General features: G+C 73.8%; 22 protein-coding genes. 8 read left to right on the top strand and 14 right to left on the bottom strand.

Features of this window, described 5'->3' with window-relative positions:
* Nucleotide 1 precedes the first annotated feature (1 nt).
* From ACFOW4_RS19270 to ACFOW4_RS19240, 7 genes are read right to left on the bottom strand one after another with little or no spacing between them, the layout of a single operon-like run.
* Complete coding sequence (locus ACFOW4_RS19270) at nt 2-1,276, bottom strand: beta-ketoacyl-[acyl-carrier-protein] synthase family protein (RefSeq protein WP_377529600.1); 1,275 nt, start codon at nt 1,274-1,276, stop codon at nt 2-4.
* Entirely contained in the window at nt 1,273-1,677 is a 405-nt protein-coding gene (locus ACFOW4_RS19265) for a cupin domain-containing protein (RefSeq protein ID WP_377529598.1), read from the bottom strand. The genes ACFOW4_RS19270 and ACFOW4_RS19265 overlap by 4 nt, the downstream gene beginning before the upstream one ends.
* A complete protein-coding gene (locus tag ACFOW4_RS19260; RefSeq protein WP_377529596.1) occupies nt 1,674-2,423 on the bottom strand; it encodes an SRPBCC family protein in 750 nt (249 codons plus the stop codon). Before ACFOW4_RS19260 ends, ACFOW4_RS19265 begins: the two co-directional genes overlap by 4 nt.
* Complete coding sequence (locus tag ACFOW4_RS19255; RefSeq protein WP_377529594.1) at nt 2,420-3,859, bottom strand: acetyl/propionyl/methylcrotonyl-CoA carboxylase subunit alpha; 1,440 nt, start codon at nt 3,857-3,859, stop codon at nt 2,420-2,422. Before ACFOW4_RS19255 ends, ACFOW4_RS19260 begins: the two co-directional genes overlap by 4 nt.
* Nucleotides 3,860-3,878: 19 nt before the next feature.
* The gene (gene accB / locus ACFOW4_RS19250; protein WP_377529592.1) at nt 3,879-4,586 is read right to left on the bottom strand and encodes an acetyl-CoA carboxylase biotin carboxyl carrier protein; all 708 of its coding nucleotides are present in this window, start codon (nt 4,584-4,586) and stop codon (nt 3,879-3,881) included.
* On the bottom strand, nt 4,583-6,325 hold the full coding sequence (locus tag ACFOW4_RS19245) for an acetyl-CoA carboxylase carboxyltransferase subunit alpha (RefSeq protein ID WP_377529590.1): 1,743 nt from the start codon (nt 6,323-6,325) through the stop codon (nt 4,583-4,585). Before ACFOW4_RS19245 ends, accB begins: the two co-directional genes overlap by 4 nt.
* Nucleotides 6,322-6,660, bottom strand: a complete 339-nt coding sequence (locus ACFOW4_RS19240) for a TcmI family type II polyketide cyclase (protein ID WP_377529588.1) — start codon at nt 6,658-6,660, stop codon at nt 6,322-6,324. Before ACFOW4_RS19240 ends, ACFOW4_RS19245 begins: the two co-directional genes overlap by 4 nt.
* A gap of 444 nt (nt 6,661-7,104) precedes the next feature.
* Between ACFOW4_RS19240 and ACFOW4_RS19235 the strand changes: the two genes are divergently transcribed.
* The 5 genes from ACFOW4_RS19235 (at nt 7,105) to ACFOW4_RS19215 (ending at nt 12,436) form a co-directional block, all read left to right on the top strand.
* Complete coding sequence (locus tag ACFOW4_RS19235) at nt 7,105-7,902, top strand: BTAD domain-containing putative transcriptional regulator (RefSeq protein ID WP_377529585.1); 798 nt, start codon at nt 7,105-7,107, stop codon at nt 7,900-7,902.
* 91 nt (nt 7,903-7,993) lie between these two features.
* Nucleotides 7,994-8,341, top strand: coding sequence for a TcmI family type II polyketide cyclase (locus tag ACFOW4_RS19230; protein ID WP_377529583.1), 348 nt, complete (start codon nt 7,994-7,996; stop codon nt 8,339-8,341).
* A gap of 15 nt (nt 8,342-8,356) precedes the next feature.
* Nucleotides 8,357-9,706: an FAD-dependent oxidoreductase gene (locus ACFOW4_RS19225; protein WP_377529580.1), complete on the top strand. Its 1,350-nt coding sequence runs from the start codon at nt 8,357-8,359 to the stop codon at nt 9,704-9,706.
* A gap of 272 nt (nt 9,707-9,978) precedes the next feature.
* Nucleotides 9,979-11,064: a hypothetical protein gene (locus ACFOW4_RS19220; protein ID WP_377529578.1), complete on the top strand. Its 1,086-nt coding sequence runs from the start codon at nt 9,979-9,981 to the stop codon at nt 11,062-11,064.
* Nucleotides 11,065-11,230: 166 nt separating this feature from the next.
* Complete coding sequence (locus ACFOW4_RS19215; RefSeq protein WP_377529575.1) at nt 11,231-12,436, top strand: low temperature requirement protein A; 1,206 nt, start codon at nt 11,231-11,233, stop codon at nt 12,434-12,436.
* 8 nt (nt 12,437-12,444) lie between these two features.
* Here ACFOW4_RS19215 and ACFOW4_RS19210 read toward each other — a convergent pair whose 3' ends face one another.
* Together ACFOW4_RS19210 and ACFOW4_RS19205 are read right to left on the bottom strand one after the other, a co-directional pair.
* A complete protein-coding gene (locus ACFOW4_RS19210; RefSeq protein WP_377529573.1) occupies nt 12,445-13,194 on the bottom strand; it encodes an Asp/Glu racemase in 750 nt (249 codons plus the stop codon).
* Entirely contained in the window at nt 13,191-14,018 is an 828-nt protein-coding gene (locus ACFOW4_RS19205; protein ID WP_377529571.1) for a hypothetical protein, read from the bottom strand. The genes ACFOW4_RS19210 and ACFOW4_RS19205 overlap by 4 nt, the downstream gene beginning before the upstream one ends.
* A 320-nt stretch (nt 14,019-14,338) precedes the next feature.
* Between ACFOW4_RS19205 and ACFOW4_RS19200 the strand changes: the two genes are divergently transcribed.
* Both ACFOW4_RS19200 and ACFOW4_RS19195 read left to right on the top strand, forming a co-directional pair.
* Nucleotides 14,339-14,545: a hypothetical protein gene (locus ACFOW4_RS19200; protein WP_377529570.1), complete on the top strand. Its 207-nt coding sequence runs from the start codon at nt 14,339-14,341 to the stop codon at nt 14,543-14,545.
* A gap of 271 nt (nt 14,546-14,816) precedes the next feature.
* Complete coding sequence (locus ACFOW4_RS19195) at nt 14,817-15,776, top strand: TIGR03557 family F420-dependent LLM class oxidoreductase (RefSeq protein WP_377529738.1); 960 nt, start codon at nt 14,817-14,819, stop codon at nt 15,774-15,776.
* A gap of 86 nt (nt 15,777-15,862) precedes the next feature.
* Here the strand turns inward: ACFOW4_RS19195 and ACFOW4_RS19190 are convergent, their stop codons facing one another.
* From ACFOW4_RS19190 to ACFOW4_RS19175, 4 genes are all read right to left on the bottom strand, one after another.
* Nucleotides 15,863-17,386 carry a hypothetical protein gene (locus tag ACFOW4_RS19190; RefSeq protein ID WP_377529567.1) on the bottom strand — a complete coding sequence of 508 codons (1,524 nt, stop codon included), beginning with the start codon at nt 17,384-17,386 and terminating at the stop codon, nt 15,863-15,865.
* A 186-nt stretch (nt 17,387-17,572) separates the two neighbouring features.
* On the bottom strand, nt 17,573-19,669 hold the full coding sequence (locus ACFOW4_RS19185) for an amino acid transporter (RefSeq protein WP_377529564.1): 2,097 nt from the start codon (nt 19,667-19,669) through the stop codon (nt 17,573-17,575).
* Between the two features lie 87 nt (nt 19,670-19,756).
* Nucleotides 19,757-20,161 (bottom strand): hypothetical protein, encoded by a 405-nt coding sequence (locus ACFOW4_RS19180; protein WP_377529562.1) that lies wholly within the window; start codon nt 20,159-20,161, stop codon nt 19,757-19,759.
* Between the two features lie 306 nt (nt 20,162-20,467).
* Nucleotides 20,468-21,325 (bottom strand): alpha/beta hydrolase family protein, encoded by an 858-nt coding sequence (locus ACFOW4_RS19175; RefSeq protein WP_377529560.1) that lies wholly within the window; start codon nt 21,323-21,325, stop codon nt 20,468-20,470.
* Nucleotides 21,326-21,445: 120 nt separating this feature from the next.
* Here ACFOW4_RS19175 and ACFOW4_RS19170 point away from each other — a divergent pair, with 120 nt between their 5' ends.
* The gene (locus ACFOW4_RS19170) at nt 21,446-21,994 is read left to right on the top strand and encodes a CGNR zinc finger domain-containing protein (protein WP_377529557.1); all 549 of its coding nucleotides are present in this window, start codon (nt 21,446-21,448) and stop codon (nt 21,992-21,994) included.
* Nucleotides 21,995-22,078: 84 nt separating this feature from the next.
* Here ACFOW4_RS19170 and ACFOW4_RS19165 read toward each other — a convergent pair whose 3' ends face one another.
* Nucleotides 22,079-22,849: a DUF5995 family protein gene (locus ACFOW4_RS19165; protein ID WP_377529556.1), complete on the bottom strand. Its 771-nt coding sequence runs from the start codon at nt 22,847-22,849 to the stop codon at nt 22,079-22,081.
* Nucleotide 22,850: the final 1 nt, after the last annotated feature.

The following is a 22,850-nucleotide window of genomic DNA, read 5'->3' as shown; positions in this document are numbered from 1 at the left end:
GTCACGCCTCCACCGCCCCGGCCAGCCGACGGAACACCATCGCCGACTGGAAGCCGCCGAACCCGCTGCCCACCGAGAGCGCCACGTCCACCGGCACCTCCCGCGCCTCGTTCGGCACGTAGTCCAGGTCGCACTCCGGGTCCCGGGTGCTCCAGTTGGCCGTCGGCGGCACCACACCGAACTCGATGGCCAGGGCGCAGGCGGCCATCTCGATCGAGCCGATCGCGCCGAGCGAGTGCCCGACCATCGACTTGATCGAGCTGATCGGCACCCGGTACGCGGCCTCGCCGAGCGCCCGCTTGAACGCGGCGGTCTCGTGCCGGTCGTTCTGCCGCGTGCCGGAGCCGTGCGCGCTGATGTAGGAGACCTGCTCGGGCGCGATCCGTCCCTGCTTGAGCGCGTCGCTCACGGCCAGGCCCATCTCCAGCCCGTCCGGACGCAGGCCGGTCATGTGGTAGCCGTTGCTGCGGCTCGCGTACCCGGCCACCTCGCAGTAGACGTGCGCGCCGCGCCGGCGGGCGTGCCCGGCCTCCTCCAGCACCAGCACCGCCGCGCCCTCGGCCAGCACGAACCCGTGCCGGTCGGCGTCGAACGGGCGCGACGCGTGCGCCGGGTCGTCGTTGTCCGGGCTGGTCGCCTTGATCGCGTCGAACGACGCGACGGTGACCGGGGAGATCGGCGAGTCGGCGGCCCCGGCGAGCACGATGTCCGCCTCGCCGTCGGCGATCAACTGGTGGGCGTAGCCGATGGCGTCGATGCCGGAGGTGCAGCCGGTGGAGACCACCTGGGCCGGGCCGTGCAGCCCGTGCCGGCAGGCCACGTCGGCGGCCAGGCTGCTGGGAATCAGGGCCTGGTAGAGGTACGGCCCACCGCGCGCCGCGTCGACCAGCCATCGCTGGCCACCGTCGCTGACCCGGACGTACTCCTGCTCCAGCGCCATGGTGCCGCCCACGGCGGTGCCGAGCACCACCCCGGCCCGGTCCCGCTCGGCGTCGGTGAGCACCAGCTGAGCGTCGTCGACCGCCTCCGCGGAGCAGGCCAGCGCGAACTGCACGTACCGGTCGGCGCGGCGCAGCTCGGCCTCGGTGAGTCCGGCGGCCACCGGGTCGAAGTCGCACTCGGCGGCGATCTGGGAGCGGAACGCCGACGGGTCGAAGAAGCTGATCCGCCGGGTGGCGGTGCGCCCCTCGGTGATCGTCTTCCAGAACCGGTCCCGGCTGGCGCCGCCGGGTGCGACCACCCCGACGCCGGTCACCACCGTGCGGCGTCCGCTCATGACCCGCCCCGCTGCTGGGCCGGCTCGGTGTCGACGTGACCCAGTTCCGGGCGCGGGGCCAGGGGTCCGAGGTGGAAGACCACCTCGGCGGGCTCGGCGCCGGTGTTGCGCAGCCGGTGCCGCACGTTGACCGGCACGAATAGCGCCTCCCCGGCGGCCAGCGGAGTCGGCTGGTCGTCGAGGTCGACGGTGATCGCGCCGCGCGACACGTACAGGAACTCCTCGCTGTACGGGTGGTAGTGCTCGGCGATCCGCTCCCCCGGCGCGAGCGTGGCTACCCCGAGGAAGCCGGAGGTGCTGCCGACGGTCCGTGGACCGAGCAGCACCCGCAGCTCCCCGCCGCGGCGCCGATCGGCCGGTACGTCCCGGGCGGCGACCGTGCGGGTGGTCAGGTCACTCATCGCCGGCCCCCGTCGGCGCGCTGCGGCTCGGCGCCGGCCTCGTCGGCGCGCTGCCGGGCGATGCGCTCCACCCGGTCCTTGATGACGGCGAGCTGGATGGCGCTGTTGGCGTTGATCCGGTCGGTCATCCCCACGTTGTCCAGCGGCGCGGTCGGCTTCATGGCGAAGTCCTGCACCCAGGTCATCCGGGTGCCGTCGGGCTCCTCGGTGTAGCGCCAGTGGATCCGCATGTACTCGAACGGCCCGGTCTCCACCCGGTGCGCCCGGACCTGCCGGCTCACCGGGTCGGCGGTGCGTTCGCTGACCCAGCTCCAGGACACGTCGTTCTCGTCCGGGTGCATGGTGAGCCGGAACCGCACGGTGTGCCCGTCGCGGTGCAGGATCTCCACCACCGCGTACTCGGTGAACAGCTCGGTCCAGTTCTCCACGTCGTTGGTGATCTCCCAGACCAGTGGCAGCGGCGCGGAGATCAGCACGCTGTTCTCCGTGTGCCCCGGCGGGTCGACCCGGCGGGCGACCAGGTCCGCCACCGCCGGGATGGTGAGCTGCCCGGCCTGTTCCGGGATGCGCACCTGCCACCGGTCGGCGACCACCGCGGAGAGTTCCAGCAGGGCGAGCGAGTCCATGCCCAGCTCCTCCAGCGACGCGGCGGGCGCCCGGGCCGCGGCGTCGGCGTCCAGTCCGCAGTTGGCCACCAGGATGTCGGTGATCTCGGCGGCCAGTGGGCGACCATGGGTGACGGTCATCGGGTCCTCCTGTGGGATGCCTCGGGCTCCGCGGCGGGCGCGGAGCGGGATGCGGGGGTGGCCGTCGGCCGCGCGGGCGCCGGCTTGGACGCGGCGAGCAGGCGGTCGACCAGGCCGGTGGTGTAGCGGCCCTTGCGGAAGCCGGCGTCGTCGAGCACCCGCCGGACGAAGGGGATGGTGGTGCGCATGCCGGGCCCGGCGATGTCGAACTCGTCCAGGGCGCGTTCCAGCCGGTTCAGCGCTAGCTCCCGGTCCGGCGCCCAGACCACCACCTTGGCCAGCAGGGAGTCGTACCAGGGGCCGACCAGATAGCCGGTGCTGGCGTGGGTGTCCACCCGGGTGAACGGGCCGCCGGGTGGCACGAAGCGCTCCAACCGGCCGGGGGTCGGGGCGAAGTTCCGCTCGGGGTCCTCGGTGTTGACCCGGCACTCCACCGAGACGCCGTGCAGCCGGATCTCCTCCTGCCGCAAGCGCAGCGGCACCCCGGCGGCGATGTGCAACTGCTCGTGCACCAGGTCCACCCCGGTGATCATCTCGGTGACCGGGTGCTCCACCTGGATCCGACAGTTGATCTCCAGGAAGTGGAACCGTTCCTCGGCGTCGACCAGGAACTCCAGCGTGCCGGCGCCGACGAAACCGACCTCCAGGGCGCCGCGCAGCGCGGCCTCCGCGATGGTGTCCAGCGTGGCGGCGGAGAGCGCCGGCGCGGGGGCCTCCTCGACCAGCTTCTGGTGGCGCCGCTGCACCGAGCAGTCCCGCGTGCCCAGGTGCACCCCGTTGCCGTGCCCGTCGCAGAGCACCTGCACCTCGACGTGCCGGGCCTCGGTGAGGTACCGCTCGACGTACACCCGGTCGTCACCGAACGCGGCCTGCGCGGCGGCCCGGGTGCGGGCGTACGCCCGGGGCAGCTCGCCCGGCCTGCGTACCACCGTCATCCCCCGTCCTCCGCCGCCGGCGGCGGCCTTGACGATCACCGGGTAGCCGATGCTGGCGGCCACCTCGACCGCCGCGGCCACCGTCGCCACCGGGGCGACGCTGCCCGGCGGCAGTGGCAGTCCGGCGCGACTCATCAGGGCCCGGGCCGAGGATTTGTCGGCCAGCGCGGCCATCACCGACGGCGGCGGGCCGATGAACGTCAGCCCGTTGTCGACGCAGATCTCGGCGAAGTCGGCGTCCTCGGAGAGGAACCCGTAGCCGGGGTGGACGGCCTGGGCGCCCACCTGCCGGGCCGCCTCCACGATGGCCGCGGCGTTGAGGTAGCTGCGGCGGCTCGACGCCGGCCCGATCCGCACGGCCTGGTCGGCGAGGCGTACCGCCGCCGAGTCGGCGTCCGCCGCGGAGTAGACCACCGCGGTACGGACCCCGAGTTCCCGGCAGGCACGCAGCACCCGCAGCGCGATCTCGCCCCGGTTGGCGATCAGCACGGTCTCGAACATGACCCACCCACCCGCGCCATCAGGCCGGATCCAGCTCGACCAGCGGCTGGTCGTACTCGACCGGTTGGCCGTCCTCGACCAGCACCGCCACCACCCGGCCCGCGCGCTCGGCGCTCACCTCGTTCATCAGCTTCATCGCCTCCACGATGCCGACCACCTGACCGGCCCGGACCAGGTCGCCCACCGCGACGAACGGCGCCGCGCCCGGTTCCGGCGCCCGGTAGAAGGTCCCGACGATCGGGGCCCGTACCGCGTTGCGGCTGGGCTCCGGCGCGGCCGGTCGGACCGGCGCGGCCGGCGCGGCGCCGTTCGTCGGCCGGGCCTCGCCGCCGCCGGTCGCGGCGGGCGTGGGCGGCGCGGCGCCGGGGTGCCACTCCACCTCGAGCACGGCCGGGCCGCTGCGCAGGCGGATCCGCCGCACCGGACCGGCCAGCTCCGCGACCAGCTGCCGCGCCTGCCGGCGCAGACCGGCCAGCACCTCCTCGCCGGCCGGCCCGACGCCGGGTCGGGCGGTGTCCGGCCGCACTGCCGGGTCGGGGCGGACGTCGCCCTTCCCGGCGGCCCCGTGCCGCTCCGGGCGCGCGCCGTCGTGTCCGGCGGGCGGCTCCGGGTCGGGGCGGGCCCCGGTCGCGCGACCGTCCGGGTCGGCGCCGTCGGGGTGGCTCGCGCCGTTGCCGGACGGCTCGGCGGTACGCACGGCCCCGTCCGCGGCCGGTCCGGCGGTCACCGGGCACCCGCCCGGATGCCGGCGCGCGCCGCGCCGAAGCGTCGGAACCGTTGCCGGCGTCGCCGGATGAGCGTCGCGGTCGGCACGTCGAGCAGTGGCAGCAGATTGGCCAGCAGCGCGGCGCGCAGCCGGCGGGCGGTCTCCGCCGGGTCGTCCTGCGCGGCCGCCGCCGGCTCCGGCACCACCTCGTCGACCACCCCGAGTCGACACAGGTCCGGGGCGGTCAGCCGCAGCGCGCGGGCCGCCTGCGGCGCCGCGGAGCGGTCCGGCCAGAGGATGGCCGCGCAGCCCTCCGGGCTGATCACCGAGTAGACGGCGTGCTGGAGCATCAGTACCCGGTCGGCGACCGCCAGCGCCAGCGCCCCGCCGCTGCCACCCTCGCCGGTGATCACGGCGACCACCGGTGTGGGCAGCATGGTGAGGCTGAGGATGTTCTCGGCGATGGCCGCCGCCTGCCCCTGTTCCTCGGCGCGCACGCCGGGATCGGCACCGGGGGTGTCAACCAGGGTGACGACCGGCAGGCTGAGCCGGGCAGCGAGGCGCATCAGCCGCAGTGCTTTGCGGTGCCCGGCCGGGCTGGCCATGCCGAAGTTGCGCGCCACCAGTTCGGCGGTGCTGTGCCCCTTCTGGTGGCCGATGACCATCAGGTGCCGGCCGTCGAGCCGGGCCAGACCACCGACCACCGCCGGGCAGTCGCCGCCGAGCCGGTCGCCGTGCAACTCCACGAAGCCGTCGAAGGTGGAGTCGAGGTAGTCCAGCGTGGTCGGCCGGCCGGGGTGCCGGGCCAGCCGGACGGTGTCCCAGGCGTCGCGTTCGGGCGCCGGCCCATCGGCGCCGCCCGGCTGCGCCGTGGCGGCGGCCCGGTCGGCGCCGGCCGCCGGCCAGCCGCCGCGCGGTGCGGGCTCCTGCCGGGGTACGGGCGGACGCGCCGGCCGGCCGGCGCGGGCCGCGGCGAGCAGCGCCACCAGCCGGCCGCGCAGCGAGCGGCGCTGCACCACCATGTCGACCTGCCCGTGCTGGAGCAGGAAGTCGGCGGTCTGAAACCCCTCCGGCAACGCCCGGCCGGTGACCTGGCGGATCACCCGGGGCCCGGCGAAGCCCATCCGCGCGCCGCTCTCGGCGAGCACCACGTCGGTGTTGGTGGCGAACGAGGCGGCCACCCCGCCGTAGGTCGGGTCGGTGAGCACACTGACGGTGAGCAGGCCCGCCTCGCGCAGCGCGGCGATCGCCTGGCTGACCGTGGCCATCTGCATCAGCGACAGGGCCCCCTCCTGCATGCGGGCGCCGCCGGAGGCGGTGACCAGGATCAGCGGAACCCGGTCGTCGAGCGCCTGCTCGGCGGCCCGGGTGATCAGCTCGCCCACCGCGCAGCCCAGGCTGCCGCCGAGGAACCGGAAGTCCATCACCGCCAGCGCGGTCGGCTGCCCGCCGATGGTGGCGGTGCCACAGATCACGGCCTCGACCAGGCCGGTGGCGGCCCGGGCGCCGGTGAGCCGGTACGGGTACGGCAGCACGTCGACGAAGCCGATCGGATCGAGGTCGGGCAGGTGGTCGGGCAGCGGACGGAACGAGGCAGGGTCGACGAGCTGGCGCAGCCGCTCCGGCGCGCCGAGTCGGGCGTGCGCGCCGCACTCCGGGCAGACGTCCAGGTTGCGGCGCAGCCGTTTGCGGTACAGCAGACTGGCGCAGCCGGCGCACCGGGACCAGAGCTGCTCCTCGCGCGGCGCGGTGGCGGTCACGACGACCGTCCGGTGGACGCCGCGTCGAAGCGGTAGAAGCAGTGCGCCATCGCGTCGCGCGGCGAGCGCCAGGTCGGCAGGTACGGCGACACGTACGGGCGCAGCCGGTCACTGACCCGGATGAACTCGGGGTGCCCCCGGGCCGCCTCCACCGCGCCGTGGGCCGGCTGCTCGGTCTCGAGCAGGTGCACGTAGAGGTCGTGCAGCCGGTACAGCGACCGGTGCCGGACACCGACCAGGCGCGGCAGCTCGGTCGCGTCGGATTCGGCGAAGATCTCGGCGACCCGTTCCTCGGCGGTCGGGTCGACCTTGGCGACGATCAGCGAACGGTCCATTGCTGGGCCTCCCCCCACGGCGTCCGGGCCGGCGGCGGGAAGCCCCGGACGCGCTGGACGACTGCCGACACGATGCGGCAGCCGTCGTCACGGGAGCGTCACCGTGGCCGGCCGGTTCGCGACGCTCCCTCGTGACGCTGCGTTGACGCAACCTGTGTATTGGCTAGGTGTTTCTGCAGGCCAGGGGATCGGAGCAGTCTCAACTTTTCCCAGTTCAGAAGCAATCTCATGGTTGACCGTGCGGACAGCGAGATCACTGCGCCGTTGACTGACAGTGACGGCTATTGATAATCTTCATCGCGGTCAGCCCGACGACTTCGACGGACGGGACCACGCCCGAGCACCGGGCCGCGTCCCGCGGCGCGAGTCGACAGTGGCGTCACGGGCAACCAATCCGGGGACACAGCAGACAGTCGGGACGAGCGTTCCGCAGGGGGTGCCGCCGTGGCCGCTGAACCGCCCATGCCGACCGCCGGGGACCACCCCGGCCCGGGTGTCTCGTTGCACCTGCTCGGCGGTTTCCGGCTGCTGCGCGGTACGACGCCGGTGGTGGTGCCGCGCGGGCTGCAACGGGTGATCGCGCTGATCGGGCTGCGCCCCGGCGCCACCCGCAGCGAGCTGGCCGGGCTGCTCTGGCCGGAGGCGCCGGAGGACCGGGCGCTCTCGTCGCTGCGCACCGCGCTGTGGCGGCTGCGCCAGGATCCCTGCTGCCCGATGACGATCGCCGGCGACACCGTACGGCTGGGCCCGGGTGTCCGGCTCGACGTGGACGAGCTGGTCGGCACCGCCGCCCGGGTCCGCGACGGCGGCGACCCGCGTAGCGCCGCCGGGGCGCTCGCCGCCGGCCGACACGACCTGCTGCCCGGCTGGTACGACGACTGGGTGCTGCTGGACCGGGAGCGGCTGCGCCAACTGCGCCTGCACATGCTGGAACAGGTGGCCGGGCAAAACCTGGCGGCGGGGCGGCACGGGGAGGCGTTGGAGGCGGCGCTGGAGGCGATGGCGGCCGAGCCGCTGCGCGAGACGCCACACCGGTTGGTGGTGCGCATCCACCTCGCCGAGGGCAACGCCTTCGAGGCCGTGCACGCCTTCTACGTCTACCGCGACCTGCTGCGGCGGGAGTTGCGCCTGGAGCCCAGCGCGACGATGAGCGCGCTGCTCGACGACACCCTGGCCCCGATCCGCGAGGCCAGCCGTGACGCCACCGCCGGTCGGCCGTCACCGGCCGGGCGCCGGACGTGACGGTGAGGTGACAGGGGCTGCGGCACGGTGGGCGGCACACCAGTCGTGGCTGCCGCTCCGAGGGCGGGGCGCACCGCCGGAAGGGGTCCTCATGAGCCGTCTACTCGTCGTCAGCCGGATCGTCCCGGGCGCGGAGGGAAGGGTCGCGCAGATCTTCGCCGAGTCCGACGCCACCGAACTGCCCGGCCTGACCGGGGTCACCCACCGGTCCCTGTACTGCCTGCACGACGTGTTCATCCACCTGATGGAGACCGCCGACGTCGATCCGGACGCGCTGGCCGGCGCCCGCAACCACCCGCTGTACCGGCAGGTCAACGAGCGGCTCTCCGCGCACACCTCCCCGTACGTGCCGACGTGGCGCTCGCCGCGCGACGCCATCGCCGGATGCTTCTACCGGTGGGACGCCGCGGACGCGCCGGCCCCGCACGCGGCCGGCTGAGCGGGCGGGGCCGTCGTGTCTCCCCCGCCACCGCACGTCCTGATCATCGGAGCCGGTACCGGCGGGCTGTGCCTGGCGCACGGGCTGCGCCGCGCGGGCATCGGCGTCGACGTGTACGAACGCCACCGCGACCGGGCGGACGGGCTGCTCGGGTACCGGGTCGGCATCGGGCCCACCGGCGCGCGGGCGCTGCGCGAGTGCCTGCCGCCGTCACTGTTCGCCACCTTCCTGGCCACCTGCGCCCGCCCGCCGCGCTACTTCAACGTGGTCACCCAGAAGCTGAGCGAGACCGCCTCGTTCGAGCTGCGGCCGGACGCCGGCCCGGAGCACAGCGAACACTCGGTGGCCCGGATGACCATGCGCCAGGTCCTGCTGACCGGTCTGTCCGACGTGGTGCACTTCGACAAGACCTTCGTCTCCTACGACCAGCGCGACGACGGCACGGTCACCGCGCACTTCGCCGATGGCACCAGCGCCACCGGTGACCTGGTGGTGGCGGCGGACGGCACGCACTCCGCGGTCCGCCGCCAGTACCTGCCGCACGCGGTCACCCGGGACGCCGGCACGATCAACATCGCCACCCGGATCCCGCTGGCCCCGCACACCCGCGACCTGTTGCCCGAACGGGTCCGGCAGGGCATCTCGCTGATCTTCGGCACCGGCGGGATGATGGGCGTGCTGCACGTGATGGAGTTCAAGTGGGACGCCGCCCGGGCGCTGAAACCCGGGGTGGCCGCCGCCGACGCGGCACTGCTGCGCGACTGGCCGGGGCTGTCCCACGACACCACCGTCGACAACATCAACCTGATCATCTGGAGCACCGCGCGACGGTTCCCGGCCGACGTGCTGCAGCGCCGAGGCGAGGACCTGCTCCGGGTCGCCCGGGACCTCACCCGGAACTGGCATCCGCACCTGCGGGAGCTGCTCACCCGCGCCGACGCCGGCAGCGCCCTGCCGATCAAGGTGTCCACCTCCGAGCCGGTTCCGCCATGGAAGAGCAGCACCGTCACGCTGCTCGGCGACGCCATCCACACCATGACGCCGGGTCGCGGGGTGGGCGCCAACACCGCGCTGCGCGACGCCCGCCTGCTCTGCCGCGAGCTCACCCGGGCCGCCGCCGGCGACAAGACGCTGCTCCAGGCGGTCGCCGACTACGAGGCGGCGATGGTGCCGTACGGCTTCCGACGGGTCGCCGAGTCGCTGAACCGCAGCGGCACCAACGGCGACGACCGGATGTACAAACCGGTGGTGGGGCGGATCGCGCTGCTGGGCGCCCGCGGCTACTTCGGGGTCACCAGCCGGGTGCCCCGGTTGCGCCGCAAATTCGTCGACGACTTCCACACCTACGAGGGCGACGACGACTGACCCACCGCGGCCCGGATCCCGCCCGACCCGGACTGTGCCCGGAGCCCGGGTTCGGCAACTGCCGGGCCCGGGCTCCGCCACGTCCGGGTGCCACGCTGCGTCATCCGCCGCGCACCCGCCGAGGTGGCCGTCCCACCGGTGCCATTGGACGCCGGTCCTCCCTGACGTCGCCATCGGGCGTGTGCGAAGCTGCGGCGAGTTTTTCTCGTGACTTTTCCGACTAGGTGAGAGGGAGGTTCGCCGTGGCGTGGTCTATCGGACACTCGCTGATAGTGGTACTTGCTCTACTGCTGGGCTTCGTGGCCGGCTCGTTGCTGCGCGGCCGGCAGGGCGTGCGGGGCAGCGGGCGGGGTTCGTCGATCGTGGACGGTGACCCGGTCGCCGGGCTGGCGGTGGTCTCCACCCCGGCGGCCCCGGCCACCACCGACCCGGTGCGCCCGGCGGCCACGGTGGATCCCGCCCCCAGCGCGGTCGCCGACGAGCCGAGCCCGGTCGACACGGTCACCGCGCCGGCCACGGTCACCGCCGGCGCCACGCCGGACGGATTCCCGCCGGCCGAGGCTCCGAGCACGGTCGACCCGGCCGACATGGCCCTGACCGACGCACCGGTGGACGAGGTGGCAGCGACCCCGACCGTCATCTCTCCGCGGCCGGCCCCGGAAGCCGAGCGGTTCGACAGCGATGTCGCGCCCTCCGACTCGACCGCGCCCGCGGAGGTCACCCCGGTGACCGACGCGGAGCCCACGGCGGTCGAGGCCGCACCGGTCGAGAACGCGCCCGTCGCCGAGCAGCCGGTCGAGAACGCGCCCGTCGCCGACGAGCCGGTCCAGGTCGCGCCCGTCGCCGACGAGCGGTCGCACGATCGGGTCGCCGACGTGGCCGACGCACCGGTGGCCGCAACGACCCCGGTCGCCGAGCAGCCGGCGGACGTCCCGATGACGGTGGCGGCAGAGCCGACCGCCGCGACGGTTGCCGCCGAGCCGGCGGTTGCCGCCGAGGAGCCGGCCCGGCCGGTGGTGGCCACCCCGCCGGTCCGGCCGACCACCGCCGCCACCCCGCCGGTCCGCCCGGCGGGCGCCACCCTGCCCGCCACCGGTGACAGCGACCCGGACGCGCCGGCCGACGACTTCCGTCGGATCCAGGGCGTCGGACCGAAGATGGCCGCGGCGTTGCAGGCCGCCGGGGTGCGCACCTACCGGCAGCTCGGCGATCTGGACGAGCCGGCCCTGCGCGACCTGATCCGGGCCGCCGGTCTGCGGGCCGCGCCGGGGCTGGCCAGTTGGCCGCAGCAGGCCCGGGTGCTGGCCGGCGCGGGTGACGAACTGGCCGGGGTGCTGCCGGGCGACGCCCAGGGCTGAGTTCCCCACCGTCCCGGTGGGCCGTCCTCGGACGGTCCACCGGGACGGACGCCGAGCCGATCAGGCAAAACAGGCATATGCCGCGTGGGGCGGCGCGCTCCTCGCTACCGTCGGTCGGGGTGGGTCGGACGGCCCACCGAGCCGACCGGCACCGCAGGAGCAGCCCGTGCACGTCGCCGCTCCGGAGCCTGACCCCCGACGGGCCCGTCCCCCGCTGCGCGACCCGGAGGCCCCGCGCCGGGTGACGCTGCTCGAACTCTTCTTCGACCTGGTCTACGTGGTCGCGCTCGCGCTCATCTCGCGCGGGATGGTCAAGGACCTGGACTGGCACCAGGCCGGTAAGGCGCTGATCCTGCTGTCCGCCGTCTGGTGGACCTGGGCGATCACCACCCTGGTCACCGACATGTACGACCCGGAACGCACCGAGATCAAGCTGCTGATCGTCGCGGTGATGGCTGGCGCGCTGCTGATGACCACCGCGATCCCGGGGGCGTTCGGTGCCCGGGGAATCGTCTTCGCCGCCACCTACGTGGCGATCCACCTGGGGCGCGGACTGTTCCTCATGCCAATGGTGCGCCACGAGCCACAGACCCAGAAACGGGCGGCGCGGATCTTCGTCTGGTTCGCCGTTTCGGCGGTGCCCTGGATCGCCGGCGCCTACGCCAGCGACAACGCCCGACTGGCGCTCTGGTCGCTCGCGCTCGCCATCGACTACGGCGGCTTCCGGCTGGCGTACCCCGTCCCGGGGCTGGGCGTGGTGCCCACCGCCCAGCGCAACGTCACCGCGGAGCACCTGTCCGAGCGGTACCAGCAGTTCTTCATCATCGCCCTGGGCGACGCCATCCTGACCATCGGCACCATGTTCAGCCTGGCCCACTCCGAGGCGGAGAACATCGGCGCCTTCGCCGTCGCCTTCCTCACCACCCTGCTGCTCTGGCGGATCTACGTGCACAAGTCCGGGGAGCTGCTGCCGGAGGCCATCCAGGTGTCGCGCTCGCCGAGCAAATTCCTGTTGACGGCGCCCTACACCCACCTGCTGATGGTCGCGGGGGTGGTGACGACCGCGGCCGGGTTCGACCTGGTGCTGCACGAGCCGACCGGACACACGCCGCCCGCCTGGCTGGCGGTGATCCTCGGCGGCCCGGCGCTGTTCCTGCTCGGACGGTCGGCCTTCGAGTACGAGGTGTTCAGCCGGGTCTCGTTGTCCCGCCCCGGCGGCCTGCTGGCGCTGCTGACCGTCGCGCCCGCGGCGCTGTTCCTGCCGCCGGTCTTCGCCTCGCTCGGCGGCATGCTGGTGCTGGCCGGCGTGGCGCTGGCGGACTTCCGGCGCAGCCGTGGCCGCCCGCCGGAGGCTCCCGCCCCGCCGCACTGACCCCCCGGTCAGGCCCCGGCCAGGAGGCGGCCCGCGTCCGGGACGTACGGGTCCACGCCGAGGCCGATGAGCAGCTGGTGCACCGTGGCGGTGGCCGCGGTGATCACCGGACGCCCCAGGCGCGCCTCCACCTCCGGCACCGCGGCCAGCGACGGCAACTGCACGCAGGCGGACAGGACCACGGCGTCCACGTCGGTCAGGTCGAGCCGGTCGGCCAGTTCCACCAGGCGCCGCGCCGGGATCCGACCCACCGCGACGTTGTCCGGCTCGGCCAGGCTGACCGCCTCGGTCACCCGTACCCCGTGCCCGGCGAGGTAGCCGGCCACCGTCGCGGTCAGCGGCGGCAGGTAGGGCGCGATGAGCGCGACCCTGCGGGCGTTCAGTGCGCGCAGCCCGGCGACCAGCGCGCCGGCGCTGGTCACGACCGGCATGCCGTGCCCGGCCCGGGTGGCGGCGCGGACCAGTCGCCGCTCGGCCCGCTCGTGCGCGCCGGCCCCCGCGCACATCACCGCGACCAGGCAGGCGTACGCGAGCACGTCGCAGCGGGCATCGGCCAGCTCGGCGGCGCACCGGACGCTGGACCGGTTCATCCGGGCCAACTCGTCCGGGGTCACCCGGTGCAGCCGGACCCGGCTGGCGTGGGTGGTGAAGTGGACCGTCGGGTCGACGACCTCCCGGCGGCGCAGCATCGCCGGAATCTCGGTCTCCATGGTGGTGTTCGAGCTGGGCACCACCAGGCCGATCCGGTAACCGGTCACACCAGCGCCCCGGCGTACGCCCGGACCCGCAACCGCTGCCCGGCGGTGGCGCCGAGGCGCACCTGGAGGCCGAGCGGCGCGGCGGCGCGGCGCACCTCGTCCACGTGCAGCGAGCCGTGCCGGTCCACGGTGAGCACCGGCGGCTCCTCCAGCTCACCCTCGGGGGCGTGGAAGGAGAGCAGGGTGACCGACGTGGTGAGGTACCCCGGATAGGCGGCGCGTGCCACCGCCTCCTCGGAGTGGGCGAGCACCACCAGGTCGTCCACGTGTGCGAAGTCGGCGGCGAGCGGATGGGCCTTCCAGTGCGCCGGTTCCTCGACGGCGCCGGTCAGATGCCGGGACCGGTTCGCCGAGGTGATGTAGAGGTGGTCCGACCCGGACTCGGCGAGCGCCCGCTCGAAGAAGGCGTTGGACGGGCAGGCGATCCCGGGCGCGATCACCTGGGTGGTGCGCAGCCCGCCGTCCAGCTGGGTGAGGTGCGCGGCCAGCCGGTCCACCGCCGGGCCGCGGAAGCCGAACGGACCGGTGTCGTAGAGGGTGTCCATCAGTGCGCGGACCCGGGCCTGCGGCAGCCGGGGCGAGATCCGGGACCAGTCGAACATCGCCGGTATCCGGTCGGCGGCGGTGGTGATGCTGCCGACCTGGTCGACCGGCCGCCCCTTGGCCAGGTTGACCCGGCGCACGGTGGCGGCGTCCGGGCGGGTGACGATGACGTAGAAGTTGGCGAAGGCGGCCGCGACGATCGCACCGCCGGCCAGCGCCCGCGCCGCCGCCGCGACGTCCTCGGCGCGGTCGATGTACAGGGTCGGTGTCGCGGCGTCCATGGCTCCTCCTCGGCTGGGCCGTGAGCCAGTTCTACGTCGCCGGGGCCGTACCGCGGTGGGGTCCGTCGTCGATCCGATAGCCGACGGTTGGCACCCCGGGCGGGTGGCCGATGCGCGGCCGTACCGACGGTGGGCGACATCGGCCGGACGGACGACCGCGGGCGGTCACCACATCCCCGATCGAGCACGATCCCGGCGGCGGGTGCCCGCCCTGTCGCGGGGAGGCGTGGGGCCGGCGACCGCCTGCCACCGTTAGCGATTCGACGCGATTGGGTACAACGCCTGCACCTCGATCCACCACATTCCCCCAGGAGGCAGCGATGCGCGGCACCTCGATACTCGGAGTAATCGTCGTGATCTGGCTGATCATCGGCGCGATCGCCGCCGGTCAGCGCGGCTACTACAGCGGCGACGACACCAACTGCGCCGAGGCCGGCACCATCCTGGTCACCATCGTGGCCGGGCCGCTGAACTACATCGGCGCCAACCCCAAGGTGGACTGCGCACTGCCCCAGCCGTCCAAGTAGGACCCAAACGCCCCGGCCCGCGCCCCCGTTGGGGCGCGGGCCTCCTGCTGTCCCCCCGCGCTCCCCCGCCTCGATCATGCAGTTGGCGGTCTCCGCCTCGGCGCCGCCAACTTCAAGAAATCCGGGTGTACTCCGCCTGCCTTCGATCCTCCGGCGCACACCCTCTCGGGCGTCCTAGGAGGCTGGATTGCTGGACCCCGTCGCGTTTGTCGGCGGCGAGGCCGGGAACCGACCGGCGTCGGTGGCCGGACGGGACAACGGGGAGCGCGGCATGCAGATCGGCTACAAGCTTGCCTCGGAGGGGTACGGGCCGCAGGAGATCATCCGCCAGGCCGTCCGGGCCGAGCAGGTCGGTTTCGACTTCGTGGAGATGAGCGACCACTACCACCCCTGGCTGGAGGCGCAGGGCCACTCCTCGTTCACCTGGAGCGTGCTCGGCGCGATCGCGGCGAAGACCAGCACCCTCAAGCTGGCCACCGGCGTCACCTGCCCGACCGTCCGGTACCACCCGGCGATCATCGCGCAGGCGGCGGCGACCATGGCGCTGGTCTCGGACGGGCGGTTCACCCTCGGCGTGGGCGCCGGCGAGCGACTGAACGAGCACGTGGTCGCGCAGGGCTTCCCCAGTGTCCGGGGCCGACACGAGCGGCTGCACGAGGCCTTGGAGATCATCCGGCTGCTCTGGCAGGGCGGCTACCAGTCCTACGAGGGCCGGCATCTCCAACTGGAGGACGCCCGGATCTTCGACCTGCCGGACAACCCGCCGCTGATCGCCGTGGCGGCCAGCGGTGCGGCGTCGGCGGAGATGGCCGCGCGGCTGGGTGACGGGCTGTTCGCCACCGAGCCGGAGTCGTCCATCGTCGGCGACTACCAGCAGGCCGGTGGGCGGGGGCCGTGCTACGCCGAGGTGCCGCTGGCCTGGGCCACCGACGAGCAGGAGGCGGTGCGGGCGGTGCTCGAGACCAGCAGGTGGATGGTCACCGGTTGGAAGGTGATGAGCGAGCTGCCCAACCCGGTCAACTTCGACGCGGCCAGCTCCCACGTCGAGGAAAAGCACATCCGCCAGCTCTTCGCCGTCGGACCGGACCCGCAGGCGCACGTGGCCAAGGTCCGGTCGTACGTCGACGCGGGATTCGACCACATCGTGCTGCAGAACGCCGGGCCCGACCCGGACGGCTTCCTGGACTTCTTCGCCGCGGACCTGGCGGAGCCGCTGCGCGCGCTGGGCTGAGGCACCGCCCGGCGGAACGGGTCCGCCGCCCGGTCGATCACGAGGATCGGCCGAGCGGCGGATGCGTTCCGCGGGTACCGCCAGGATCAGCGGAAGCAGTGCGCGATCGGCACCGCGCTGCCCTCGCAGTTGGTCGGCTCGTTGTCGACGACCGCGCTCTCGTCATCGATCTTGACCTGGCCGTGCTGGGCGAAGATGCCGCCCGGCTTCACCGTCGCCGCGTTGCGGATGACCTTGCTGGTGTAGATCGACACCGTGCCCGCGGTCGCGTAGATCCCGCCGCCCTTCGAGGCGGCGCCGGCCGCCTCGTTGCCGGTCACGTCGCTGCCACGAACCAGCAGGTTCGACTTGTCGGCGTAGATGCCGGCACCGAGCCCGTGGGTGGTGTTGTTGTCGACCACGCTGTCGTCGAGCGGCAGCAGGCCCTTGACCGTGGAGATGCCGCCGCCGTTGACGGTGGAGGTGTTGCCGCGAATGGTCATCTTGCGCATCACCAGCACCGCGTCGGAGTTGGCGGCGCCGCCACCGATCTGCGCGGTGTTGCGCAGCAGTTCGCTGTCGTAGACCTTGGTCCGGGCCGAGAAGCTGGCCAGCCCGCCACCCTGCGCCGCGCTGTTGTGCTCGAAGGTGCTGGTCTCCACGTCGGCCGCGCCCCGGTAGTTGCCGAGCCCGCCGCCGTAGCCGTTCGCGCTGTTGCGGTGGAACTCCGAGCGCTTCAGCGTCAGCACACCGCCGTTGAGCAGGCCCCCGCCCTTGCCCGCGGCGCCGGCGGCGCTGTTGCCGACGAACGTGCAGTCGGTGACCACCATGTTGCCGTCGTTGAAGACCCCGCCGCCGCCGCCCTCCGGCGAGAGCGAGGTGCTCTGGGTGACGGTGACCCGCTCGAGAACGGCGGTGGCGCCGTGCACCACGTGCACGCTGCCGCCCTCGATGGCCGACCGGCCGTTGTGCAGCTTCACGTCCCGCAGCGTCAGCTCGCCGCCGTCGCGGACCGTGAAGAAGCGGAACGCCGCGGCCTGCGCCTCGCGGGCGATCGTGGCGCCGGCGCCGTCGATGACGATGGGCTGGTAGATCACCGGCAGGCCGGCGGTGTCGTCGGCCGGGTTGTGCGGCGGGGCGTCCGCGTCGCCGGGGGTCTCCGCGGCGTCGGCCGCCTCCCGGGCGTCGCGGATCCCGCCGTCGTACTGGTCGATTTCGTGGAACGCCTCGCTGAGCGTGTACGTGCACTTGCTCGCGAGCCGCAGCTCGGCCCCACCCTCGGCGTTGGCCTGCACCAATGCCGCCACCAGCTTGGCCGAGTCGCAGGGCACCGACACCACGCCCCGCTTGCCGGTGCCGGGAGGGTGCTCCCGGGCGTCGGCGCCGTCCTCCTGGCCCCTGTCCCGCTCCGGGCGCTTGCCCTCGTCGCCGCCCCGGGGGTCGTCGTTCCGGGCGGCCGAGGCCAGCCGGCCCAGGTCCGGGAAGGAAAGGTCGCGGTCGGCGGCGGCGGCGACACCGGCGACACCGGCCGCTCCGACCACCAGGCTCCCGGCCAGGAATCCACCGGCTAAGAACCATCGGGACCGCCGGCGGTGTCGTGCCGGGCGGTCTCCTCCTCGGTATGTGGACATCAAGGTGCCTGCCTTCCTGCCTGCGATGACGTGACCGCGCGCCGATCCGGGCGCGGGGTGCTCGACGTACCGCCGACCACCAAAGGCCACGATAAAGCCGCAATACGGACAGCAACGCGTGAACATGAATAGTGCTGGCATTCACCTTCAAAAGGGTCGACGCGTCATGGCTGACTGACAGCGCGCTCAGCCCCCGACGTGAATGCCGGGGCGCCGCGACCGGTCCGGCTCGGTGCGACGAATGATCTCCCGTACCACCGGCGGGGTGTCGCCCCGGCCGAGGATCAGATACCGCAGCAGGTGCGCGATGGGGCTTCCTTCGGACCACTCGAAGTGGGCGTGTGGCCGGACGCCGGTGGCGTCGCGCAGCGCCAGCAGGATCGCTGCGATCGCGTTGGGCGCCGCCGGGCTGCTGGCCCGCAGCACCCGGAAGCCACCCACCTCCACCCCGTGCACCCGCAGCACGTGGCTGAACTCCGACGGGTCGACCACGTCGATCTCCAGGAACAGCACGTCGGCGGCACCGGGCACCGGGTTCATCCCGCGCTGCGCCCGCTCCTTGACGGTGTACTCCTTCACCGAGCCGCCCTGCCGCTTGTTCGCGATCAGGTTCAGTCGCCCGTCGTGCGCCAGCGACTCGGCGATGAACCGGCGGGCCGGTTCGTCGAACTCGATCCGCTCGGCGCGCAGCTCGGTGGTCCGGGAGACCCGGGAGACCAGCGAGACCGCGATGATGCCGAGGATGAACAGCACCGAGATGGTGATCCCGTCCGGCTGCTCGATGACGTTGTCCAGCAGCGCGTACAGCAGCACCAGGGTGAGCACGGTGAAGCCGACGGTGGCGGCCCGGCGGTGGTGGCGGAACGCGGAGATGGTCACCGCCATCGCGCCGGAGACCATCATCGCCAGGATCCCGGTGGCGTACGCGCCGGCCTGGGCGTTGACGTCGGCCCGGAAGGCGATGGTGATGGCGACGCTGATCAGGGTGTAGACGATGACCACCGGCCGCACCGCCCGGCCCCACTCCGGCGCCATCCCGTACGAGGGCAGGTACCGCGGCACGATGTTGATCAGACCGGCCATCGCCGAGGCGCCGGCGAACCAGAGGATCAGCACACTGCTCACGTCGTAGACGGTGCCGAAGCCCTCACCGAGGTACGTGTGCGCGAGGTGGGCCAGCGCCCGACCGTTCGCGGCGCCGCCCGGGCGGAACTCCTCGGGCGGGATGAGCACGGTGGTCACGAAGGTGGTCAGGATCAGGTACACCGACATGATCAGCGCGGCGGTGGTGAGCAGCCGTCGGGTGTTGCGGATCCGGGCGGTCAGCCGGGCCTCGGAGTCCGCGCCACGTGCCGCGACCAGGGGCATCATGCTGACGCCGGTCTCGAAGCCGGAGAGCCCCAGCACCAGCAGGGGAAAGGCCAGCACGGCGGTGAGCAGCACGTCACCGGGCCCCCCGGCGTCGGCCCTCAGCGCGGCCGTCCAGTCCGACAGGGTGCCGGGGTCGGCGCCGATCCGGGCCACCGCGACCGCCACGATGACGGCGTTGAGCACCAGGAAGACCGCGACCAGTGGAATGGCCACCACCACGGCCTCGCGGAAGCCGAGCAGGAACACCCCGCCGAGGATGAGCAGCAGCGCGACGGTCACCAAGACCGGGACGAACTGGCCGTGCAGGACGTCGGGCAGGTACGGGTTCTCCAGCAGGTGCACCGTGGCGTCGGCCGAGGAGAGGGTGATCGTGATGATCCAGGAGGTGGCCACGAAGCCGAGCAGGACCAGTACGAAGACCTTGCCCCGCCAGAACGGGAGCAGCCGCTCCAGCATCGCCACCGAGCCCTGTCCGTGCGGGCTCTCGTGGGCCACCCGCCGGTACATGGGCAGCATCCCGAACAGGGTGAGCGCGACGATCAGCAGGGTGGCCAGCGGGGAGAGCGCGCCGGCGGCGACGGCCGCGATGCCGGGCAGGTACGACAGGGTGGAGAAGTAGTCCACCCCGGTCAGGCACATCACCTGCCACCAGGCGTGCGTACGCTCCTGCTCCGTGCTGGCTTCCGGGCCGATGGGCTGCACCCGGTGCTCGAAGAGCCACCGGCGCAGTTGCCCACCCGCCGGCACCGGTCGGACCGGGCTCGGCACCCGCTCCGGGACGACCACCCCGCTGCGTCCACCGCGTTCGGGGCGGGCCGGGTCGCGGGCCGCGCGCAGGGCCGGGTCCTGCCCGGCCGGCGGGCGCCGGCGCCCGTGCCCGCGTCGCGCCTTCGCCCCGTGTTCGTCACCCATGGTCCGTCCCGCCCTCGAAGATCCTGATCCGACGGTAGGCCGTGCCCGCCGAGCCTCCCGGCGGAACCGGGGAAGCGGGTGCCGTCCTCAGGATGCGTCCCGGCCGGCGAACAACCGGGCCAGGCCGGACGGGTCGGCCACGGTGACCGTCGCCCCCGGGTGGCGGGGCCACGCCGTGGGTGCCAGGGCGGGCACCGGCGTGCCGAACCGGAGGCAGAGCCCGCCGGCGGTGCTGCTGCCGAAGGTCACTCCGCCGTCGGCCAGCGACAGGTGCGGGCCGATCGCGCGCCACCAGCGGTACGGACCACTGGCCTCGACGCCGGTCACGTTGTCGCGGGTGGTGCGCAGCCGCCATGGGCCGTACCGGATGAGCACCTCCCGGTCCGTGACGGCGACCCAGGCGGTCGCCGGCCGCACGCCGAGCAGCGCCAGCGCCGGTCGGAACACCGGGTCGAAGCGGAACGGGAACCGCCGCCCGTCGGTGCCGGTCACGCGTGACCGGGCCGGCTGATGGGGCGCGGCACCGAGCCGCCCGGCCGCAGCGGGCCGGGCCGGGCGGGCCGGGGTCGCGCGGCGGGGCGGCGCCGGGCCAGAACGGTCATGCCCGGGGGCGTACCCGGTCCGGGCCGCCCGACACCCCGCGCCCGCCGCCCCCGTCGGGTGCGGACGCGGCCCCCGGGTCGACACGGGCCGGTGGGCCGGCCGGCACCCCCCGGGCCGGCCGGCCCACTCCCCCGCCCGCCCGTGCGGGACGGGTGGCGCCCGGGCGGGTCGGCGTGCCCCCGCCCGGTGCCGCGGTCAGTCGGTCAGTGCCAGCCGACCGGCCAGCCACGCGACCCGGTCGTCCCGGGTGTCCGTGCCACCCAGGTCGTGTTCGGCCCGCTCGTACAGCGACACCCGGGCCGCCGGCGCGGCGGCGGCGAAGGCGGCGCGGGTCGCCGGGCCGACGAAGCGGTCGTCGCCGGCGAACTGGAAATACGCGCCGGCACCGAGCGGCCCGACCACGTCCACCGGGTCGAGTCCGGCGAAGACGGACCGGTAGGCGGGCTTCGCCTCGGCCGGCAGGTGCAGCCAGTACGCGTCGAACCAGTTGGCCCAGGTGGCATCCGGTGCGAGCAGCACCGCCGTGCGCAGCGCGGGCTCCCGGGCGGCCAGGTCGACGGCGTACATCGCGCCGTAGTCGTGCCCGACCACGGCCGTGCGCCGCCGGTCCACCCCGGGCTCAGCGAGCAGCGTCCGGTACGCGGCCCGCACGGCGTCGAGCTGGGCCACGACCGCGGCCCGGTCCCGGGCGTCGCCGACCGGGTCGCCGGCCCACGGGAAGGTCAGCTGCGGCAACACCGACACCACGCCCCGGCTGGCGAGCGCGGTCGCCTCGGCCAGGAACTCGGTGCGGTCCTGGCTGGCGTTGCCCGGCTCGAACCAGTGCAGGTACAGCGTTGCGGCCAGCGCGGCCGGACGGGCCGGGCGGGCCGGCCGCACCAGGTACGCCCGGACGGGTTGCCCGCCGGGCACCGCGATCTCGATGTCGCGGACCAGGACGGCGTCCCGACGCGCGGCGGCGTCGGGCGCGTCGGCGACGGCCCTGGGTACGCCGGCGACCGCGCCGGTGACCAGGAGCAACGCCGTGGACAGGAGTACGGACAGTCGACGCACGAGCCACCTCCGTCAGTTGTTAAACGTGTTTCATAAGTGATGACGGTAGGATGTGCCGGGCGGCGGGTCAAGACGAGGGAACGGTCGGGAGATGGCGACGATCGGACAGGACGGGCACCGATGAGTCCGGTGCCGCCGCTGGAACCGGGCCTGCGGCTGGCCGTCGCGCTGCTGCACAGCTACTGGGTGCTCCAGGAGCCCGCCGACCGGCTCAGCGTGCCGGCCATCCGGGCGACCGCGCGGGAGCTGGGCTTCCACCAGATCGCGGTGGGGCTGCGCGACGAGGACCTGCCGCACCTGCGCGCGCTGCGCGAGCGGCTCTACGCCGTCTTCGCGGCGCCGACACCGGCGGACCGGGTCGCCACGCTCAACACCGTGCTGACCGGCGTCAGCGCCGGCACCGTCGTCGAGGCGGACGCCGACGGCGGACTGCGGCTCGCACCGGCACCCGCGTCGGTGCCGATCGGCGCGTTCGCCGCGCTGGTCACCGGCGCGCTGGCCCGGGCCGTGGTCAACGGCGGGCCGGACCGGCTCGGAGTCTGCGCCGCCGACCCGTGCCGGGCGCCGTACCTGGACCGCACCCGCTCGGCGCGACAACGCTACTGCTGCGAACTGTGCAACAACCGGGCCGCCGCGGCGGCCTACCGCAGCCGGTCCCGCCGCGGCTGACCTTCGTCGGCCCGCTCGTCCCGACGGGACGCGTCCCCGCGCTGCGCTCCCCCCAGGGCGCAGCGCGGGGACCCCCCGTCCCGGCTACTGCAGGAACGCCCCCAGGGGCGAGAGCAGCAGCCGGCCGAGCGCCGCGGCGTTGTCGTCCAGCCGCGTGCGCTCACACTCTCGGGCGTGCGGATCGTGCCGGCAGCGCCAGATCTTCTGCGCGTTGCGCCAGGCCACATCGCGGGTGTACTCGACCAGCTCCCCCTGGTACCAGTCGTCGATGTCGCCGTTGAGCATGTCCAGGAGCAGCTGCCACCGCTCCAGATAGCCCCGGCGCAACCCGGGGATCTTGTCCGCGAAGATGTTGTTGATCTCGAGGTAGTCGTGGTGCTGGTCGCTGCCGTCCACCGGCTCGGACTCCAGGTGGTCGAACGTGGTGACCAGGGCGAACGGCAGGTCGAAGTTGATGTGCGCGTTGACACCGGCCGCCGCCGAGGGCAGCGGGCGGGCGTCCGGGCCGCACATGCGCTCGAACAGGCACGACCACGCCTTCGGGGTGCCCGGGCTGGAGTCGGTCCACAGTCGCATCGCGTCGAAGTAACGGGCGGCGAACTCCACGTCCAACCGGGACAGGAACACCGGGTCGACGAAGCGGTCGTCGTACAGGCCGTCCAGCACGCTGCTGGTGATGGTCAGGTAGAGCTTGTTGAAGTCGGCCAGCGGGCAGCTCGCCTCCAGCGGAGGCAGTCGGACCAGCAGGTCTTGAAGCTTGGTGAGGTGGTCGACCACCGCCGGCACGTCGGCGGGGTGGTCGGCGAGCAGGTCGACGATGTCCCGGTGCACGGGCCCCCAGACCGGTTCGGTCATC

This window comes from Micromonospora sp. GCM10011542, assembly GCF_042650685.1.
Taxonomy (GTDB): domain Bacteria; phylum Actinomycetota; class Actinomycetes; order Mycobacteriales; family Micromonosporaceae; genus Micromonospora.
Note: the sequence above shows the minus strand (reverse complement) of the source record. Positions and strands in the feature narration are given on the sequence as shown.

What these genes read in the sequence shown, in the direction of transcription:
- ACFOW4_RS19270 (WP_377529600.1), bottom strand. Translation starts at nt 1,276, where the DNA reads ATGAGCGGACGCCGCACGGTGGTGACCGGCGTCGGGGTGGTCGCACCC.
- ACFOW4_RS19265 (WP_377529598.1), bottom strand. Translation starts at nt 1,677, where the DNA reads ATGAGTGACCTGACCACCCGCACGGTCGCCGCCCGGGACGTACCGGCC.
- ACFOW4_RS19260 (WP_377529596.1), bottom strand. Translation starts at nt 2,423, where the DNA reads ATGACCGTCACCCATGGTCGCCCACTGGCCGCCGAGATCACCGACATC.
- ACFOW4_RS19255 (WP_377529594.1), bottom strand. Translation starts at nt 3,859, where the DNA reads ATGTTCGAGACCGTGCTGATCGCCAACCGGGGCGAGATCGCGCTGCGG.
- ACFOW4_RS19240 (WP_377529588.1), bottom strand. Translation starts at nt 6,660, where the DNA reads ATGGACCGTTCGCTGATCGTCGCCAAGGTCGACCCGACCGCCGAGGAA.
- ACFOW4_RS19230 (WP_377529583.1), top strand. Translation starts at nt 7,994, where the DNA reads ATGAGCCGTCTACTCGTCGTCAGCCGGATCGTCCCGGGCGCGGAGGGA.
- ACFOW4_RS19205 (WP_377529571.1), bottom strand. Translation starts at nt 14,018, where the DNA reads ATGGACGCCGCGACACCGACCCTGTACATCGACCGCGCCGAGGACGTC.
- ACFOW4_RS19200 (WP_377529570.1), top strand. Translation starts at nt 14,339, where the DNA reads ATGCGCGGCACCTCGATACTCGGAGTAATCGTCGTGATCTGGCTGATC.
- ACFOW4_RS19195 (WP_377529738.1), top strand. Translation starts at nt 14,817, where the DNA reads ATGCAGATCGGCTACAAGCTTGCCTCGGAGGGGTACGGGCCGCAGGAG.
- ACFOW4_RS19190 (WP_377529567.1), bottom strand. Translation starts at nt 17,386, where the DNA reads ATGTCCACATACCGAGGAGGAGACCGCCCGGCACGACACCGCCGGCGG.
- ACFOW4_RS19185 (WP_377529564.1), bottom strand. Translation starts at nt 19,669, where the DNA reads ATGGGTGACGAACACGGGGCGAAGGCGCGACGCGGGCACGGGCGCCGG.
- ACFOW4_RS19170 (WP_377529557.1), top strand. Translation starts at nt 21,446, where the DNA reads ATGAGTCCGGTGCCGCCGCTGGAACCGGGCCTGCGGCTGGCCGTCGCG.
- ACFOW4_RS19165 (WP_377529556.1), bottom strand. Translation starts at nt 22,849, where the DNA reads ATGACCGAACCGGTCTGGGGGCCCGTGCACCGGGACATCGTCGACCTG.